This window comes from Limosilactobacillus sp. WILCCON 0051 (assembly GCF_039955095.1).
In the GTDB taxonomy this organism is placed as follows: domain Bacteria; phylum Bacillota; class Bacilli; order Lactobacillales; family Lactobacillaceae; genus Limosilactobacillus; species Limosilactobacillus allomucosae.
The window spans coordinates 1,383,609-1,403,905 of record NZ_CP154878.1 but is presented as its reverse complement, the minus strand read 5'-3'; the positions used below and the strand labels follow the sequence as shown (position 1 = coordinate 1,403,905).

7 protein-coding genes and 1 pseudogene are annotated in these 20,297 nt (G+C 45.1%); 6 read left to right on the top strand and 2 right to left on the bottom strand.

The window, feature by feature from the left end; all coding sequences use genetic code 11:
• Positions 1 to 120 precede the first annotated feature (120 nt).
• From ABC765_RS06520 to ABC765_RS06500, 5 genes are all read left to right on the top strand, one after another.
• Complete coding sequence (locus ABC765_RS06520) at positions 121 to 6,567, top strand: YSIRK-type signal peptide-containing protein (protein ID WP_347980003.1); 6,447 nt, start codon at positions 121 to 123, stop codon at positions 6,565 to 6,567.
• Between the two features lie 341 nt (positions 6,568 to 6,908).
• On the top strand, positions 6,909 to 7,514 hold the full coding sequence (locus ABC765_RS06515) for a recombinase family protein (protein ID WP_347980002.1): 606 nt from the start codon (positions 6,909 to 6,911) through the stop codon (positions 7,512 to 7,514).
• A 60-nt stretch (positions 7,515 to 7,574) separates the two neighbouring features.
• A complete protein-coding gene (locus ABC765_RS06510) occupies positions 7,575 to 8,096 on the top strand; it encodes a GNAT family N-acetyltransferase (protein ID WP_347980001.1) in 522 nt (173 codons plus the stop codon).
• Positions 8,097 to 8,557: 461 nt separating this feature from the next.
• Entirely contained in the window at positions 8,558 to 9,115 is a 558-nt protein-coding gene (locus ABC765_RS06505) for a transposase (RefSeq protein ID WP_347980000.1), read from the top strand.
• On the top strand, positions 9,115 to 10,011 hold the full coding sequence (locus ABC765_RS06500; protein ID WP_347953351.1) for an IS3 family transposase: 897 nt from the start codon (positions 9,115 to 9,117) through the stop codon (positions 10,009 to 10,011). Before ABC765_RS06505 ends, ABC765_RS06500 begins: the two co-directional genes overlap by 1 nt.
• A gap of 445 nt (positions 10,012 to 10,456) precedes the next feature.
• On the opposite strand, the gene ABC765_RS06495 is transcribed toward ABC765_RS06500, so the two are convergent.
• Positions 10,457 to 11,062 (bottom strand): glucosaminidase domain-containing protein, encoded by a 606-nt coding sequence (locus ABC765_RS06495; RefSeq protein ID WP_347963755.1) that lies wholly within the window; start codon positions 11,060 to 11,062, stop codon positions 10,457 to 10,459.
• Between the two features lie 532 nt (positions 11,063 to 11,594).
• Here ABC765_RS06495 and ABC765_RS11020 point away from each other — a divergent pair.
• Positions 11,595 to 11,789: pseudogene (locus ABC765_RS11020) on the top strand (serine-rich glycoprotein adhesin); the annotation flags it as partial.
• A 1,634-nt stretch (positions 11,790 to 13,423) separates the two neighbouring features.
• On the opposite strand, the gene ABC765_RS06490 reads toward ABC765_RS11020, so the two are convergent.
• On the bottom strand, positions 13,424 to 20,251 hold the full coding sequence (locus ABC765_RS06490) for a clumping factor B (protein ID WP_347979999.1): 6,828 nt from the start codon (positions 20,249 to 20,251) through the stop codon (positions 13,424 to 13,426).
• Positions 20,252 to 20,297 lie beyond the last annotated feature (46 nt).

Genomic DNA, 20,297 nt, shown 5'->3' with positions numbered 1-20,297 from the left:
GTAGGGGAAATTCGCTGTATTTAGTTGGGAAACAATTACAACGGTGAGTACTGATTTTTATACGACGAAATAATGTCGAAATTTTCCATAATGCAAAATTTAAGGGAGTGTTTTAGCAATATGGTTGGGAAAAATAATAATTATGTAAGGGAAAGCAAATCTAATGAGCATTTTCAACGGTTCGCACTGCGTAAACTGAGCGTTGGAGTCGTTTCAGTAGCGGTTGCGGCTGGTTTTTATTTAGGCAGCGGCACAACGGCACAAGCTGCAACCACTGAACCAGATGCATCTGCTAAAACTGAACAAGTTGTGCAACAGGACGCCAATTCAACCGCCAGCGAAACAGCTTCAGCATCTAATAGCAGTGCAGCCGTGTCTACAAGCAGTGCTACACCGGTAAGCGCCGAGTCTGCTTCTAGCATGGCAGTTTCTGATTCACCAGCATCGGCCAGCGCTGCTTCAGACAATCAAGCTTCATCTGCCAATGCCAGTGAAAGCAGCAGTCAGTCGGCATCCAGCTCAGTTGCCAGCGATGCAGCAGCTATTGTAAGCAAAGATTCGCAGGCAGCTAGTGAAGCCAACAGTCAAAGCGCTGCTGATACGCAAACGGCGCAGTTGCCAACGTCAGCCGCTAATGCCAACGAAAGCCAAGCAGCCAATATTTTGAGTGCTCAAGTCGTTCAACAAGCTGCCAATCAGCAGGCCCCAGCCGGATTTACGGTTACTGATCCAACTTATCCAGCCGGGATGTATCAGGACACAGATGCCAGTCACTATACCTACTGGTGGGCACAAAGCTCGGATGGTGAGTATAACCTGGTTCTTTCAACTGATCGAAATGGCGATGGCAAGGTTTATGTCTTCTTGTTGGGCCGCAATAACAATGTTTTAGATCAGTACACAGTTGATAAAAATAAATCAACAGAAGTAGCTACTGATGACGAGGGAGACTTTGGCACAGTTTACAATGATGGTCAGTCAGGGGTGTTTGTTTCCTCTGATGGTACTTGGAAGTCAAAGTTCAACGTTTTTGATCCTAATGCAGGCGAGGATAATGGAAACTATGGCAGCATTAGTTTCATGATTCCGCAAGTCGAAACACAGACGACGACTTATGTTGATAGCAAGGACAAGACGATCAGCGACTCAATCGTTCAAAAAGGGTTGGATGGTCAAATCTATACGACACAGGGCGGTAAGGTACTCGGGGGCTATTTTGCCAAAGAGCCATCAAATGCCAATGGCTACATGTCGCCATTTGGCAAGCAAGGTGCAACCTACACTAAAAATTGGCATGATGGGCTTAAAGCCACTTTTACCGAAACTGATACCAAGACTGGCTTGATGCATGTTGTTGTGAAATACCATTATTTTTTGGGTGGTTGGCAAACAGTAAAAGAGTTTGATCTTGCTCCAGGTCAATCAAAGAAAGTTGACTATGATTTCTATAAATCAGTTACTATTCACAGCATCTACATTCCGCAAACGATCAACATTCAGTATGTCTATGAAAAACTTGGCAATCTGATTATTGATTCTGATTCCAAGGCCTTTCCAGCTGAGGACAAGACGACCACGCAGTATCCAAACGATGAAAACGACTCAACCAAGGCGGGCAACGTCACAATTCTAAAAGTGCCCGGCTTTACGCCAACGATCAATGGCAAGACGGTTACGAACTACACGTTTAACCCTGCAGATTACGTCAGCGACCTGAGTAAGGACATTAATGTTGTTTATGTAGCTGACACGCAAGAAGCTGCCATCAACTTCTATGACGAGACAGACCAAAAGCAACTGGATGACCAAACGATTCATCTGACTGGCAAGACTGGTGAAAAGGTTGATCGGACGCAAGCGGACAAGACGTTGACTGAACTTGAAAAGCAGGGTTACGTTCTGGATAAGGAAAACACTAAGCTGGGCTTCCCAACCGATGTAGCATATGACAATGATGATGCTGTACCACAAGAGTTTACGATCTACTTGAAGCATGACACCCAGGATGTTTCTGATACTGATAAAGAGGCTAAGACGACGGCAACCCGGACCATCAACGTTACAACGCCAGATGGCAAGACTAATTCTGTAAAGCAGGAAGTCAACTACAAGCGGACTGCCACGAAAGACCTGGTTAACGGGCATATTACTTACGGTCAATGGCAAGCAGATGGTGCCTCAGCTTGGGAAGAATATACGCCAACACCTCAAAAAGGCTACACGACGCTGATTGACGGTGCAGCAGGTACTAAGGTTGTTCAAAAGACGCCAGCATTTAAGGACGACAAGCCGGTTAATGAAACGGTTAACGTTACGTACCAGGCTGATGCTCAAGAAGCTGCCATCAACTTCTATGACGAGACAGACCACAAGTTGCTGGATAAGCAAACGGTTCATCTGACTGGCAAGACTGGTGAAAAGGTTGATCGGACGCAAGCGGACAAGACGCTGGCTGAACTTGAAAAGCAAGGCTACGTTCTGGATGAAGATAACACTAAACTGGGATTCCCAGCCGATGTGGCATACGACAATGATGATGCTAAGCCACAAGAGTTTACGATCTACTTGGAGCATGGCACGACGCACACAAGCGCAACTGATGAAAAAGCCAATCAAAAGACGGTTACGGAAACGATTCATTATGTTTACAAAGATGGTATCAAAGCTGGCAGCACGGCAGCTGAAGATCATACTGATTCAGTAACCTTCAAACGCGGCTACACGACTGACAACGTTACGCATAAGATTGTTTCCTATGATCCTTGGACGGTTGATGGTAAGCAGGCTGATAACAAGACGTTTGATGCTGTTAAGAGTCCGGCAATTGCTGGCTACACGGCTGACGTGGCCCAAGTAGATGCCACAACGGTAACGCCAGATTCTGAAAACATCGTAAAGACGGTTAACTACACGGCTGATTCTCAAGAAGCCGCCATCAACTTCTATGATGAGACAGGCCGCAAGCTGTTGGATAACCAAACGATTCATCTGACTGGCAAGACTGGTGAAAAGGTTGATCGAACGAAAGCAGACCAGACGCTGGCTGAACTGAAAAATCAGGGTTACGTTCTGGATGAAGAAAAAACTAAGCTGAGTTTCCCAGCTAATGCAGTGTATGACAATGATGACGCTAAGCCGCAAGAGTTTACGATCTACTTGGAGCATGGCACGACGCACACCGATGCAACTGATAAGAATGCTGAACAAAAGATTGTTACGGAAACAATTCACTATGTTTACGAAAACAATCAAACCGCTAAGCCAGATTACACGTCAGCAGTTGACTTTAAGCGTGGCTACACGACCGATAACGTCACTGGTAAGGTTGTTTCCTACGATCCATGGACGGTATCCAGCAAGAAGTTCGGTGTTGTAAAGAGTCCTGCAATTGAAGGCTACACGCCAAACCATTCGCAGATTGATGAAATCACTGTTACGCCAGATTCAAAAGATGTCGTCAAGACGGTGGTTTATGTTGGAAATGCCCAAGAAGCCCAAGCTATCTTCTATGATGAGACGGCGGGTAAGGAAATTGACAACACGCGTGAAATTGCAACTGGCAAGACTGATGAAACGATCAGCTTTGCCAAGGATCCAAATGAAGTCGTCAAGGAACTGGAAGCTAAGGGCTATGTCTTTGACAAGGACAACGCCAACAACAATGTCTTTGTCGCTGGAACGGCCTACGACAAGAATTCTGAAGTTCACCAATACTTCAAGTACTACCTGAAGCACGGCCATGCAGCAGTAACGCCAGACCAAGATTCACAAAATGGTCAAACGACGGTTACGCAGACAATCAAGTACGAATACGCTGATGGTACGGCAACGGGATTAGCAGACAATGTTCAAACCTTGACGTTCAAGCGTACAGGTGACAAGGATCTCGTTACTAGGAAAGTAACCTGGCCAGACTGGTCAACGGTTGCCGGTCAACAAACCAGTGCCGTAACCAGTCCAGATCTTAAGGGCTATACTGCTGATACCAGCGAGATTCCAGCCGTTACCTACCATGCCGGCGACAGTGATGTTACCTATGTCGTTAAGTACAGTGCCGATGCCCAACGTGCCGTAATCGAGTACATTGATGGCGAGACTGGTAAAGACTTGCAGGAACCGGACACAGTTGATGGTCACACTAATGAAACGATTCCTTACAGCACGGCTGCCACGATCAAGAAGTACGAAGATCAAGGCTATGAACTGTTCAAGGACAACTTCCCGGCTGGTGAGAAGTTCGACAACGATGATGCCAACGATCAAAACTACACGGTAGTCTTCAAGCACCATCGTGAAAACGTTGATCCAAACCACTCCTCGGCTGACGGTACGAAGGGTACGAAGACGCTGACGGAAACGGTTCACTACAAGTACGCTAATGGCACCACGGCGGCTGAAGATCAGACGGCTCAAGTAACGTTTACGCGGAACGGTGTCCTGGACGACGTTACTGGCATCGTCGCTTGGGGCAAGTGGAACGAAGCCAGCCAAAGCTACAAGGCCTTGACTTCGCCAACGATTGCCGGTTACACGCCAAGCGAAACGGTAGTAAAGCGCAGTTCCAACAGCGATGCCGAACAGGGTCCAACGCTCACGGTCATCTACACGGCGGACGCGCAAAAGGTTCACGTTCAATACATTGATGGCGAAACCGACCAGCTGCTGCGTCAGGATGACTTGGACGGCTACACGGATGAAACGATTCCTTACAGCACGGCTGCCACGATCAAGAAGTACGAAGATCAAGGCTATGAACTGTTCAAGGACAACTTCCCGGCTGGTGAGAAGTTCGACAACGATGATGCCAACGATCAAAACTACACGGTAGTCTTCAAGCACCATCGTGAAAACGTTGATCCAAACCACTCCTCGGCTGACGGTACGAAGGGTACGAAGACGCTGACGGAAACGGTTCACTACAAGTACGCAGATGGCACCACGGCGGCTGAAGATCAGACGGCTCAGGTAACGTTTACGCGGAACGGTGTCCTGGACGACGTTACTGGCATTGTAGCCTGGGGCAAGTGGAACGAAGCCAGCCAAAGCTACAAGGCTCTGACTTCACCAACGATTGCCGGCTACACGCCAAGCGAAACGGTAGTAAAGCGCAGTTCCAACAGCGATGCCGAACAGGGTCCAACGCTCACGGTTGTCTACACGGCGGACGCGCAAAAGGTTCACGTTCAATACATTGATGACACGACCGGCAAGACGCTGCGTCAAGACGATCTGCACGGCTACACGGATGAAACGATTCCTTACAGCACGGCTGAAGGCATCAAGAAGTTCGAAGGCGACGGCTACGTTCTGGTATCGGACGGCTTCAAGCCAGGTACTAAGTTTGGTGTCGGCACGCCAACCTATGAAGTTCACTTCAAGCATGGCACGACGCACACGAGCGCAACCGACGAAAATGCGGATCAAAAGACGGTTACGGAAACGATTCACTACGTTGACGAAAACAACCAGACTGTTCAGCCAGACTACACGGCAGCAGTAACCTTCAAGCGTGGCTACACGACCGATAACGTTACCGGCAAGGTTGTTTCCTACGATCCATGGACGCTTGACGGCAAGCAGGCTGACAGCAAGACGTTTGCAGCTGTAACTAGTCCAGTGGTTGAAGGCTACACGCCAAACCATCAGCAAATTAACGAATTCACCGTTACGCCAGATTCAAAAGACATTGTCAAGACGGTCGTTTATGTTGGGGATCCTCAAGAAGCTCAAGCCATCTTCTATGATGAAACAACGGGCAAGGAAATCAGCAACACGCGTGAATTCGCAACTGGCAAGACTGATGAAACGATCAGCTTTACCAAGGATCCAAATGAAGTCGTCAAGGAACTCGAAAAGCAGGGTTACGTCTTTGACAAGGACAATGCTAACAATAATGTCTTTGTCGCTGGTACGACCTACGATAAGAATTCTGAAGTTCATCAATACTTCAAGTACTACTTCACGCATGCTACGACAATCGTTACGCCAGACAATCCAAAGACGCCAGCTGATGTATTGCCAGACAACCCTGGTAAGAATTACCCAAGCGGCGTTGCCAAGGATGATCTGAACAAGACGATTACGCGGACGATCAACATCACGACGCCAGATGGCAAGACGCAAACGATCACGCAGAAGGCTGAATTTACGCGGAGTGCTACGGTTGATGAGGTTACCGGTGAAGTAACGTATGGGCCATGGTCAAAGAATGTCGTTTTGGAAAGCGTTGACGTACCAAACATTCCTGGATACGTGCCATCTGCATCAGTTCCAGAAATTACGGTCACGCCAAATGACCAAGACACGACGATCAACATCACCTACAAGAAGCTTGATTCCGGCAAGGCAGCAGACCAAGGCGGCAATGCTTCTAATGGTGGTTCAACGACTGGTCAAGCTGCTCAAAACGGTCAGTCAGGTCAAACCCAAAACAACGCTGGTGCTCAACAGCTGCCACAGACTGGTAACGCCAACAACGAAAAGGGCGCACTGGGCTTAGCAGGAGCAATGTTTGCAGCCGGTCTTGGCCTGGGCTTTGGCTCTAAGAAGAAGCGTCACGAAAACTAGATGAAGAAATAAGAACAGATTCATCAACGATAAAAAAGACTCATCCTTTGATTTTTCAAAGGTTGGGCCTTTTTGTCTTTTTTATCAAAAATATACTAATGATTTATAAATGTATCTATATAATGTAATATCGTTCTAAAATGATCATTCGTTAAAAATAACCGTTCATTTTATGGAAAAAGTGTTTATAAAAAGAAATCATTTGCTACAATAGAACGGTTTTGTTGCAATCAAAAGTTTTGAAAAGGCAAGATACCAGAAAAGGTAATAACTGTTTAAAGAAAGGAGATCCCACACGCATGCTTTTGATACTTAAATTGTCTTGGTGTGGTGTTTAGAACATGAAGTACGGATATGCGCGAGTAAGCACGGAAAGCCAGAGTTTATCGACACAGCTGCAACTGTTGAAACAGGTTGGAGTTGACGAAATATTCCAGGAAAAATATACGGGAACGACTACCAAACGACCAGAATTTGCTCGCTTGTTGGCAATCGTTCAGCCAAATGACGTAATTATCGTCACTAAGCTGGATCGATTTGCGCGTAATACGGGTGAAGCTCTGCAAGTGATTCAGCAATTGTTTGAAAATCAGGTAAAGATCAATATTTTGAATATGGGCACGATTGACGATACGCCAGTTGGTCGCCTGATTTTTACCGTGTTTTCGGCATTTGCCCAGTTTGAGCGCGACATGATCGTTATCAGAACTCAAGAAGGCAAGTCATATGCTCGACGTCATAATCCGAAATATCGTGAAGGCCGACCAAAAATTTACTCGGACGAAAAAATTCGGCAGGCATATCAGCTCTATCAAAAAGGACTGACCTACCGTGAACTTTCAATGCGTACTGGAATCAGTATTTCGACTTTACGGCGACGCTTTGCTCTGCTCAAGTCGGTTGAGGCAATGGAGCATGAAAAGTTGAAAGAAAATGGTCGTCCTTAATCTAATTATTCGTGCTAAGCTTATCTAAAAGTTTAGATGTATTTGAAAAGAGGAAAAATGATGGGTCTTATTTATGTTACTCGCGCCATGCAAGCTGATATTCCAGCAATCGGGGCAATTTTTGATCAAGCCAAGGCGTTCTTAAAGGCTTCCGGCAGTCCGCAGTGGCAGGCGGGATATCCGAATACCGATACAGTTGCTCAAGACTTAGCCAATCAATCAGCTTGGGTGCTGAAAGTCAATGGCCAGGTTGCGGGTTATGCGGCGGCAATTATTGGTGATGATCCAAACTATCAAGAGATTGATGGTGCTTGGCAAAATAATACCGAGCCATACGCAACCATTCATCGCTTGGCATTAAGCCAGGATTACCGGGGACAGCATTTAGCCAAATATTTTATGAGCAGCCTGATTTCAATTTTAAATGAGCAGGGAATCCATAACTTCCGTGTTGATACGCATGATCTGAACCAGCCAATGCAGCACGTCGCGACTAGCAATGGCTTTATCAGACGCGGTCACATCAATATTTTAGATGAGCCCAATGATCCATTACGCTGGGCATTTGAATTGAATCTGTAAAGTGAAGCCTCACAGCCAAAGTGGTTGCGGGGCTTTTATTATAGCTGATCTGGCGATGTCGATAATGATTCGATGGGCAGTAAAAGATCTTAGCCACCAGTAATGATCAAGGCAATTTGAGTGATGGCAACTGAGGAGGAATTTTCGGCTGCCAGTAATGTCTGATAACAGTCGAAAACTTTCATTGATGCGGCTGACGATTGAAGTGCATCATCCACCAGCGATATTTGCTCACCGCGCCAAACGTCCTCGCAATAATCCAGGACTAATTAGCGTCATAAGCAACCTCATCAGCAACAATTATGCAAAAATTTCTGCATAATGACAGCCGACAAAATCTCATTACCTACTTTTTTCGAAAATCGACTGCATAGTAGGTAAAAGTCAGTGTATATCGAGTTAGGGATTGAAGTGGACTACAATTACCGGACAAAGAGTTTAGTAATTGCAGGTGATATTTTATGAATATATACAGTCCAGAGTTAAAAAGCAAAATCGTTCATGAATACCTTGAACGCAAAAATGATATCAGTATTAGCGAATTAAGCAGGCAATATGACATTGATCCTCGTCGGGTTGGCGAGTGGATCCGCAACTATCGGCTTCGAGGAAAGATCATTACCCAACCCAACAAACGAAAATTCAGTCAGAAGTTCAAAGAAGATGTGGTAGACTACTATCAAACTCATGAGGAAACCTTGGAACAAGTTGCCGCAAGATTTGATGTACGTCCTACTCAGGTCAGCTCCTGGAAAAACACGGCTCAAAGATACGGCAACGAAGCCTTGGCATCTCAGAAAGAGAAGGCAGCGAAAACCATGGAGCATAAGCAAAAAGAAACACAACAACTGACGAAGGAAGATCGTAATAAGCATGAAATGGCGGCTGAAATCGCCCGCTTAAGAGCCGAACTTGATAAAACCAAGAAGGAGCTCTACTACGCCAGAATGGATCGTGACATCGCAAAAAAAGTCCAAGCTCTGGTCAAGGCCTCAGCGTCAAAGCCAAAACGAAAATAGTGACCGAGATCAGAGCATATCAAAAAACACTTCCCAAAGAGCGGCGTTATAAGATTGGCGATCTGTTAGCACGAATCGATCTGAAGCGCTCATCTTATTACGATGAATGCGAACGTATGAAAAATCCATATGATAAATACGTCAACGTCAAAAAACTAATAATGGAAATCGCCCAAAGCTACGTTGTCCGCGATCGCTATACCGCTGGCTATCGGCGCATTCAGAAGAAACTGGATCAGCGTAACGCTCATTTAGCTGGCGAAACCATCCGTAAACTAATGGCTCAGTTGAAGGTTCAAGTCGCAATCTATAATCAGAATCGCAACGGCAAGTATTCCTCATATCGCGGAACCGTTGGAAAAACCGCCAAGAACCTGCTTAAGCAAAAGTTTGATGAAACCCAGCCTTATAAAGTCATTCACACCGATATCACGCAGACCCAACTGGCTAATCAACAAAAAGTTTATATTTCAGTAATGGTTGATGAGGGCACCAAAGAAGTACTGGCCTGTCAGATCAGCGACCATCCAAATCGTAAACTAATCACTGATACGCTTGATGAATTATTGCAAAACCTGCCTGATAATGCCCGGCCGATCATTCATTCTGACCAAGGGTGGCATTACCAGCTGCCTTACTATACCCAAAAACTAGCCGATCATCACTTTACCCAAAGCATGTCGCGGAAGGCTAACTGCCTCGATAACGCGCCAGTAGAAAGCTTCTTCCATCTTCTAAAGACTGAACTGCTCAATGGCCGTCCCCTTGTTCGTGACATCGAGGAATTCAAGCGCCTGGTAAACGGCTATATTATGTTCTTCAACAATATTCGTATCTCTTTAAAAACAGACGGTCTGAGTCCAGTTGAATATCGCAATCAACAGTTGGCCGCTTAATTTTAAAAGTTTGTCCGGATTTTCTCTTGCACTTCAGATCCCTAACATTACCTACAATTTGATGAAAAACGCTAAATAGTAGGTAATTCACAAAGTCGGTCTGACCCAATCAGTCCAGAAATATACATTTTTACCTACTATTTGGAAAAACGCAGCTCAAAGTAGGTAAAGTTAAGTCCGACGAATATACAACTACCTACTTGAGGGTGAAAATTAAGCAATAGTAGGTAAATCCAAGACCGATAGCCGATTAAAGCCAATTTTTCTTCACAAGCACTGCAATCAGAGAAGACCGAATATCTTTGAAATAGAAATCAGTGCGTTAAAGTTCGAGTGGTCGAGATGATCTGACTAAGCGCCTTTTTTAGTAAATAAAAATCTGGTATCGACGTTTGCCAATACCAGATTGTAGTCCCACATGCCATTTTTGAATGATGCGAAATCATTATTGATCATATTTATAAAGCTTGAATTTTTTAATCGCATAAATCAGTTCGTTGGCGTAATTAGGATCCGTTGCGTAGCCATCTTTTTGCAGCGCCCAGGCAGCTTCCTGGTAGTTCTTGGCTTTTAGCACGTCTTTAAATACGTTTGGCTTGGCCTTGGTACCATGGGCAAGCAGCTCGGCGTGGGCCTTTAGTGAAGCCTCCCAACTATCATATACGGCAAAGTACTGTTTGACTTCGACCGTCTTACCATTGATGTTTTCCTTGGTATACATGCGAACGCGATTCTTTTTAGAAGTGGCCTTGATGCCAAAAAGGTTGTTGTATTTATAAGCCAGCTTGCTACGACCCCAGTTTGATTCGGTACCAGCCTGAGCAATGATGATACTGGCGGGAATGTGGTACTTTTTTTGTTCTTTTTGGGCAATTGGTGCAATCGTTTTGATGAATTGATTAACCGTGATTTTGGATGAATGAGTTTCGCGCTGTGGCTTGGCAGATTGACTGGTTGAGTGCAGGTAGATTCCCAGACCGATTGCCAATGCAAAACACAGTACCGCGATGCCAATTCCAATCCCAGCCCATTTTTTTGATTTGATCTTCATAAAAAGCCCCTTAGTAAAATGAATATCCCTTTGAAAAAATTCATTGAAGTCTTAAATGTGATTATAAATATGTTTGTCGGCCAAGCATAGGAAAAAGCTAAAAATTCCCAAAATAAGCAAAAATCATTCACAATTCAATCATGATCGAAAAATTTAGATAAACGATTATCAATGCTATTTTCTTCATGTATTCAAGTGATAGATCATTAAATGGATTTTTTTTGGTGATTATGCAAACAACACTCATGATTTTTGTTTGGCTTTGCTAAAACTAAGAAGGATCCTAATTTATTTCTGGTAATTTTTCATTAGATAACATAAACTATAAATGTATATACTTAATGTTTCTTAAAGAGTGCGATTAGTTACATATTTCTAATCGTGAGGATTTATAATATCATTTAAAACCTTTCTTCTTGATTGCTATGAATAAATGTCAATTTATAAATTATGATTTAGCGATCACGCTTGTTTTTAAAATTAATAAGCATTCATTGGCAGTAAAATTTTTTATACATAAAGGAAGATTAACGTGAAATCTAGAAATGTCCGGAAAAATTCAAAAGTTGATGAAACTGAACGCGTAAAACTTTATAAGACGCATCGGGGCTGGTGCAGTTCGTTGTCACGCTTTTGGACCTTTTTGAAAGCGGCTTCGGTTGATGAAGATGATGAAACTTCATATGAAGACTACTTAAAAGCAATTGCTACAATTGGGACCATTGCTGGGGCAACCATGCTGATGCCAACGACTGCAATGGCCGACAGTACGCAATTGCAGCGGACGTTGGATTCGCGCAGTTCAATGGCAATTGGTCTTTCATCAAATACTCAAAGTGAGTCGGTTAGCAATTCGCCTGACAGCTCAAATAGTCTTAATTCAACCAACAGTACGACTTCGGAAACCAGTACGAGCAAATCTGAGACGGTTGAAAACGGGTCAACCACGACTACGGCTGAAAATTCAACAACTAGTTCGACCAGTAGCGAGGACGGTCTAAATTCAGCAGGTGATTCAAACACATCATCTGAAAGCAGTCAGACCACGGCGAATAGTCTATCAACCGACAGTAAAACCGCGGCCAGCAGCTCAACGACAAGTGATGTCAACAATTCAGCAAGTGAGAACTCACAGGCAGAGACAACACCCGATTATAGTCAGACAGCAGCCAGTCAGTCTGCTAATACCTTAACCGCAGCAAGTGTTGATCCTCAAGCAGCCGCGGCCAACTATCTTCAAACTGTTTTAAGTCAGCTATGGGCACAACAGTCTAATCAAATTACTCATCCTAATACTATTTTAGAAGATGAGTATCTTAATAATAAGAATACATACACTTTTGACTGGAATCACATATTTAATGATACCTGGGGCGAAATTCTTGACGGTATCCTCAATAAAGATTGGAATAATTTTTACAACTACATTCAAAATTATCATGGCAACGGTACGCTTGATTTAGCATCAATTTTTGGGACTTTTTCCAAGCATTTAAAAATTGATGCTGATTATCGTGGTAATTTGGCAACTGGTGATTATCAAGGCGGCCAGCAGTTTGGTACCCAAGATGATATTAATGGTAATCTGACCAACATCGACGTTGACTATATTCAGAAAATCAGCGGCTGGCTTGGCAGCAATGCATTTTTAGCTGATTATAATCACATTGTTTTTGGAAAAGACGTTAATGCCAAAATAAATCCAAAAGATGGCAAGCTATACGTGAATAACAATCGGATGGATCATGTCTCGCCAGGCGATAATGCAGACATTACTCAAGATAAAGCTGGCAGCAACTACATTGATTTTGAACAAATTTTTAACATTCTTAGTGGCAATGCTCAACGCTTGAGTCAGCATGATCAAGACTCAAGGAAGGTTCGTCAAGGATATATTGGTACAAATATAGATGCCAATCCTTCTAATGCCGACTACTTAATTGATGTCTCCAAGGCGAAGAAAGATGCTAATAATCGAATTTATGTCAACGTTCCATATGAATATTTGACGGGAGCACGCAATACTAGAATTGTCGGGCTGACTGGGTCTAATTTTGGCCCGGTGGTGGTAATCAATGTGACGGATATTCCAGAAGGCCAAACGATTCAGATCAATCGTCATCTGCAATTACAGTATTCGAATTGGAAACAATGGCTTAGTAGCAATGTCTGGCAAGTAGAACCTAACCACCTGCTGTGGAACTTCGGCACGACCAGCAGCACGATTGAATTTCAAAGTCCCTTTGCTGGCAGTGTCTTAGCACCTAATGCTCATGTCATTACTGATGCAGATTTTGCTGGAAATATTGCTGCTGACACGATTGAAACCAAGGGTACATATAGACGTTGGGATTTGAATGGTCAGTTGATTTCAACTAAAGAAGAACGGGCACAAAGCAGCAGCGAAAGTGAGAGTAAATCAACTTCTGCATATGACTCAATCAGCACGTCAGCCTCAACGATTGAATCCGAAAGTGCATCTGGATCTGCATCGACTAGTAGTTCTGAAAGCACATCAGAAGTGGAATCGGCCAGCGAATCCGAATCGACTTCTGAATCAGAAAACGAATCATTAAGTGAGAGTGAATCAGAATCTACAAGTGACTCTGAGTCTACCAGTGAATCGGAATCCGAGTCAGAATCAACCAGCGAGTCCGAATCAGAGTCTGCATCGGAAAGCGAATCGTTGAGTGAGAGTGAGTCAACTTCTACAAGTGATTCTGAATCTATCAGTGAATCCGAATCGACATCCGTATCGGAAAGCGAATCGGCCAGTGAATCCGAATCCGAATCTGAGTCTGAGTCAGAAAGCGAGTCTGAATCTGAATCAGTCAGTGAAAGTGAATCAACTTCCACAAGCGACTCTGAGTCTATCAGTGAATCGGAATCCGAGTCAGAATCAACCAGCGAATCGGAATCTGAGTCAGAAAGTGAAAGCGAGTCCGAGTCGGTAAGCGAAAGTGAGTCTGAATCTGAATCAGCTAGCGAAAGTGAATCTGAGTCTACAAGTGGCTCTGAATCCACTAGTGAATCCGAATCGACGTCCGAGTCAGAAAGCGAGTCTGAATCTGAATCAGTCAGTGAATCTGAATCCGAGTCAGTAAGCGAAAGTGAGTCAGAATCAGCTAGCGAAAGCGAATCATTCAGTGAGAGTGAGTCAACCTCCATAAGCGACTCTGAGTCTATCAGTGAATCGGAATCTGAGTCAACAAGTGAATCCGAGTCTGAATCATCTTCAAAGGTAACTAGTGCATCACTGAGCGAGAGTAAGGCGGCATCTACTAGTGCCTCAATTAAAGAATCACAAGTAGCTAGCGCGTCGATGAGTGAAAGTGAAGCAGCCTTGAAATCCAAGTCTGCCTCTGAATCCGCCAGTGCTGCCAAATCGGTAAGTGTTTCTGAGTCGGCATCGGTATCAAAAGCAACCAGCGAATCCATAAAAGAAAGCGAAATTGCATCGACTAGCAAGTCTATTGAGGCATCACAAGTAGCCAGTGCATCGCTGAGTGAAAGCGAAGTAATCTCTGAATCCACGAGCACTTCAATTAAGGCTTCTGAGTCAACATCGACTTCAATTGAAAACTCAAAGTCAACCAGCACGTCGTTGAGTGAAAGTGAATCAGAATCTACAAGTGACTCTGAATCCATCAGTGAATCCGAATCGACATCTGTATCGGAAAGTGAATCTGAATCTGAGTCTGAATCAACGAGCGAGTCCGAGTCGGAATCTGAATCAGTCAGTGAATCTGAGTCGACGTCTGTATCGGAAAGTGAATCAGCCAGCGAATCGGAAAGTGAATCCGAATCTGAATCTGAGTCAACGAGTGAATCCGAGTCTGAATCTGAATCAGCCAGTGAATCCGAATCCGAATCGACGTCTGTATCGGAAAGCGAATCATTGAGTGAGAGTGAGTCAGAATCTACAAGTGACTCTGAGTCTATCAGTGAATCCGAATCAACGTCTGCATCGGAAAGCGAGTCATTGAGTGAAAGTGAGTCAGAATCTACAAGTGACTCTGAATCCATCAGTGAGTCTGAATCTGAGTCTGCATCGGAAAGCGAATCGTTGAGTGAAAGTGAATCGACTTCCGTAAGTGACTCCGAGTCAACAAGTGAGTCAACTAGCGAGTCCGAATCTGAATCAACGTCAGAGTCAGAAAGTGAATCAACCTCCACAAGCGACTCTGAGTCTATCAGTGAATCTGAATCGACGTCTGTATCGGAAAGTGAATCAGCCAGTGAGTCCGAATCAGAGTCTGCATCGGAAAGTGAATCGCTGAGTGAAAGTGAATCAGAATCTACAAGCGACTCTGAATCCATTAGTGAATCCGAATCAGAGTCTGCATCGGCAAGCGAATCAATCAGTGAAAGCGAATCGATATCCACAAGCGACTCCGAATCCATCAGTGAATCTGAGTCGGAATCTGAATCAGAAAGCGAGTCGGAATCAGTAAGCAGCTCCGAGTCATTGAGTGAAAGTGAGTCGACTTCTACGAGTGAATCTGAATCTGAGTCTGAATCAACGAGCGAATCCGAATCTGAATCAATCAGTGAATCTGAGTCTGAGTCAGGAAGCGAGTCGGAATCTGAATCAGAAAGTGAATCTGAGTCCGAGTCAGCCAGCGAATCCGAGTCAGTAAGCGAAAGTGAGTCTGAATCTGAATCAGCTAGTGAAAGTGAATCCGAGTCATTGAGTGAGAATGAGTCGACTTCAATGAGTGATTCCGAATCTATCAGTGAATCTGAATCAGAAAGTGAATCGACATCTACAAGCGAGTCCGAATCAGAGTCTGCATCGGAAAGCGAATCGTTGAGTGAAAGTGAGTTAGAATCTACAAGTGACTCTGAGTCTATCAGTGAATCGGAATCGACGTCTGTATCGGAAAGTGAATCAGCCAGTGAGTCCGAATCCGAGTCTGCATCGGAAAGTGAATCGCTGAGTGAAAGTGAATCGACTTCCGTAAGTGACTCCGAGTCAACAAGTGAGTCAACCAGCGAGTCCGAATCTGAATCAACGTCAGAGTCAGAAAGTGAATCATTGAGTGAAAGTGAGTCAACCTCCACAAGCGACTCTGAGTCTATCAGTGAATCCGAATCGACGTCTGTATCGGAAAGTGAATCAGCCAGTGAGTCCGAATCCGAGTCTGTATCGGAAAGTGAATCGCTGAGTGAAAGTGAATCGACTTCCGTAAGTGACTCCGAGTCAACAAGTGAGTCAACCAGCGAGTCCGAATCTGAATCAACGTCAGAGTCAGAAAGTGAATCATTGAGTGAAAGTGAGTCAACCTCCACAAGCGACTCTGAGTCTATCAGTGAATCCGAATCGACGTCTGTATCGGAAAGTGAATCAGCCAGTGAGTCCGAATCCGAGTCTGCATCGGAAAGTGAATCGCTGAGTGAAAGTGAATCGACTTCCGTAAGTGACTCCGAGTCAACAAGTGAGTCAACCAGCGAGTCCGAATCTGAATCAACGTCAGAGTCAGAAAGTGAATCATTGAGTGAAAGTGAGTCAACCTCCACAAGCGACTCTAAGTCTATCAGTGAATCCGAATCGACGTCTGTATCGGAAAGTGAATCAGCCAGTGAGTCCGAATCAGAGTCTGCATCGGCAAGCGAATCATTGAGTGAGAGTGAGTCAGAATCTACAAGTGAATCAGAATCCATCAGTGAGTCTGAATCTGAGTCTGCATCGGAAAGCGAATCATTAAGTGAGAGTGAGTCAGAATCTACAAGCGACTCAGAATCCATTAGTGAATCCGAATCGACGTCTGTATCGGAAAGCGAGTCATTGAGTGAAAGCGAGTCAATCTCTACAAGCGACTCCGAATCTATCAGTGAAAGTGACTCAGAGTCTGAATCAGAATCAACGTCAGAGTCAGAAAGCGAATCGGAAAGTGAATCCGAATCTACAAGTGACTCTGAATCTATCAGTGAATCCGAGTCCGAGTCAGTAAGCGAAAGTGAGTCCGAATCAGAGTCTGCATCGGCAAGCGAATCAATCAGTGAAAGTGAATCGACATCCACAAGCGACTCCGAATCCATTAGTGAATCCGAGTCCGAGTCAGTAAGCGAAAGTGAGTCCGAATCAGAGTCTGCATCGGCAAGCGAATCGTTGAGTGAAAGTGAGTTAGAATCTACAAGTGACTCTGAGTCTATCAGTGAATCGGAATCTGAATCAGAATCAACGTCCGAGTCAGAAAGCGAGTCTGAATCAATCAGTGAAAGTGAATCGACATCCACAAGCGACTCTGAATCCATCAGTGAATCCGAATCCGAATCAGAATCAGCAAGCGAGTCGGAATCAGTAAGCAGCTCCGAGTCATTGAGTGAAAGTGAGTCGACTTCTACGAGTGAATCTGAATCTGAGTCTGAATCAACGAGCGAATCCGAATCTGAATCAATCAGTGAATCTGAGTCTGAGTCAGGAAGCGAGTCGGAATCTGAATCAGAAAGTGAATCGACATCTACAAGCGAGTCCGAATCAGAGTCTGCATCGGCAAGCGAATCGTTGAGTGAAAGTGAGTTAGAATCTACAAGTGACTCTGAGTCTATCAGTGAATCGGAATCTGAATCAGAATCAACGTCCGAGTCAGAAAGCGAGTCTGAATCAATCAATGAATCTGAGTCAGAAAGCGAAAGTGAGTCAATCTCTACAAGCGACTCCGAATCTATCAGTGAATCTGAGTCCGAGTCAGCCAGCGAATCTGAGTCAGAATCGGCCAGTGAAAGTGAATCAACTTCCACAAGTGATTCCGAATCGGTAAGCAGCTCGAATTCTGTATCTGTCTCGACGTCGATTGTGGAATCAACTAGTACGTCTGCATCCACTTCAGCAGTGGTTTCGGGCTCAATCAGCACTTCAGCTTCCGAGTCAGCCTCGACTTCAACGTCTGCGGCCAACTCAATAAGCGAATCTGAAGCGGCTTCAACGAGCAGCTCGACATCAGCCAGTGCATCTGGATCAACCAGTAGTTCAGTTTCGACCAGCACGTCGTTGAGCGAAAGTGAGGAATCTGCTTCAATTAGCAGCTCAAACTCTGTCTCGACGTCGATTGTGGAATCAACTAGTACGTCTGCATCCACTTCAGCAGTGGTTTCGGGCTCAATCAGCACTTCAGCTTCCGAGTCAGCCTCGACTTCAACGTCTGTGGCCAACTCAATAAGCGAATCTGAAGCGGCTTCAACGAGCAGCTCGACATCAGCCAGTGCATCTGGATCAACCAGTAGTTCAGTTTCGACCAGCACGTCGTTGAGTGAAAGTGAGGAATCTGCTTCAATTAGCAGTTCAAGCTCTGCCTCGACGTCGATTGTGGAATCAACTAGTACGTCTGCATCCGCTTCAGCAGTGGTTTCTGGCTCGACTAGCGCTTCAGCTTCTGAGTCAGCCTCGACTTCAACGTCCGTGGCCAACTCAACAAGTGAATCTGAAGCGGCTTCAACGAGTAGCTCAATATCATCTAGTGCATCTGGATCAACCAGTAGTTCAACTTCAACCAGTACATCGTTGAGTGAAAGTGAAGAATCTGCTTCAATTATCAGCTCAATCTCTGCCTCGACGTCGATTGTGGAATCAACTAGTACGTCTGCATCTACATCAGCAGTGGTTTCGGGCTCAATCAGCACTTCAGCTTCTGAGTCAGCATCGACTTCAACGTCTGCGGCCAACTCAACAAGTGAATCTGCGGCGGCTTCAACGAGCAACTCGACATCAGCCAGTGCATCTGGATCAACCAGTAGTTCAGTTTCGACCAGCACGTCGTTGAGTGAGAGCGAAGAGTCTGCTTCAATCAGCAGCTCAAACTCTGCCTCGACGTCAATTGTGGAATCAACTAGTACGTCTGCATCCGCTTCAGCAGTGGTTTCTGGCTCGACTAGCGCTTCAGCTTCTGAGTCAGCCTCGACTTCAACGTCCGTGGCCAACTCAACAAGTGAATCTGAAGCGGCTTCAACGAGTAGCTCAATATCATCTAGTGCATCTGGATCAACCAGTAGTTCAACTTCAACCAGTACATCGTTGAGTGAAAGTGAAGAATCTGCTTCAATTATCAGCTCAATCTCTGCCTCGACGTCGATTGTGGAATCAACTAGTACGTCTGCATCTACATCAGCAGTGGTTTCGGGCTCAATCAGCACTTCAGCTTCTGAGTCAGCATCGACTTCAACGTCTGCGGCCAACTCAACAAGTGAATCTGCGGCGGCTTCAACGAGCAACTCGACATCAGCCAGTGCATCTGGATCAACCAGTAGTTCAGTTTCGACCAGCACGTCGTTGAGTGAGAGCGAAGAGTCTGCTTCAATCAGCAGCTCAAACTCTGCCTCGACGTCAATTGTGGAATCAACTAGTACGTCTGCATCCACTTCAGCAGTGGTTTCTGGCTCAACCAGCACTTCAGCTTCCGAGTCAGCCTCAACTTCGACGTCTGCGGCCAACTCAGCAAGTGAATCTGAAGCGGCTTCAACGAGCAGTTCGACATCAGCAAGTGTATCTGGATCAATCAGTAGTTCAACTTCAACCAGCACATCGTTGAGTGAAAGTGAGGAATCTGCTTTAATTAGCAGCTCAAGCTCTGCCTCGATGTCAATTGTGGAATCAACTAGTACGTCTGCATCCACTTCAGCAGTGGTTTCGGGTTCAACCAGCACTTCAGCTTCCGAGTCAGCCTCGACTTCAACGTCTGCGGCCAACTCAGCAAGTGAATCTGAAGCGGCTTCAACGAGCAGCTCGGCATCAGCAAGTGCATCTGGATCAACCAGTAGCTCGACATCAGCCAGTGTGTCTGGATCAACCAGTAGTTCAACTTCAACCAGCACGTCGTTGAGCGAAAGTGAAAAGTCTGCTTCAATTAGCAGCTCAAGCTCTGCCTCGACGTCGATTGTGGAATCAACTAGTACTTCTGCATCCACTTCAGCAGTGGTTTCGGGTTCAACCAGCACTTCAGCTTCCGAGTCAGCCTCGACTTCAACGTCTGCGGCCAACTCAGCAAGTGAATCTGCGGCGGCTTCAACCAGTAGCTCGACATCAGCCAGTGTGTCTGGATCAACCAGTAGTTCAACTTCAACCAGCACGTCGTTGAGCGAAAGTGAAGAATCTGCTTCAATCAGCAGCTCAAACTCTGCCTCGACGTCGATTGTGGAATCAACGAGTAATTCCGCTGCCGAATCGATGAGCATTTCCCAATCAACAAGCACCTCAGCTTCAACAAGTACCGCAACTTCAACGAGTATTGCTAATTCC

Bases quoted from the DNA above. Each gene is read 5' to 3' on its own strand.
- ABC765_RS06515 (WP_347980002.1), top strand. From the start codon at position 6,909: ATGAAGTACGGATATGCGCGAGTAAGCACGGAAAGCCAGAGTTTATCG.
- ABC765_RS06505 (WP_347980000.1), top strand. From the start codon at position 8,558: ATGAATATATACAGTCCAGAGTTAAAAAGCAAAATCGTTCATGAATAC.
- ABC765_RS06495 (WP_347963755.1), bottom strand. From the start codon at position 11,062: ATGAAGATCAAATCAAAAAAATGGGCTGGGATTGGAATTGGCATCGCG.
- ABC765_RS06520 (WP_347980003.1), top strand. From the start codon at position 121: ATGGTTGGGAAAAATAATAATTATGTAAGGGAAAGCAAATCTAATGAG.
- ABC765_RS06510 (WP_347980001.1), top strand. From the start codon at position 7,575: ATGGGTCTTATTTATGTTACTCGCGCCATGCAAGCTGATATTCCAGCA.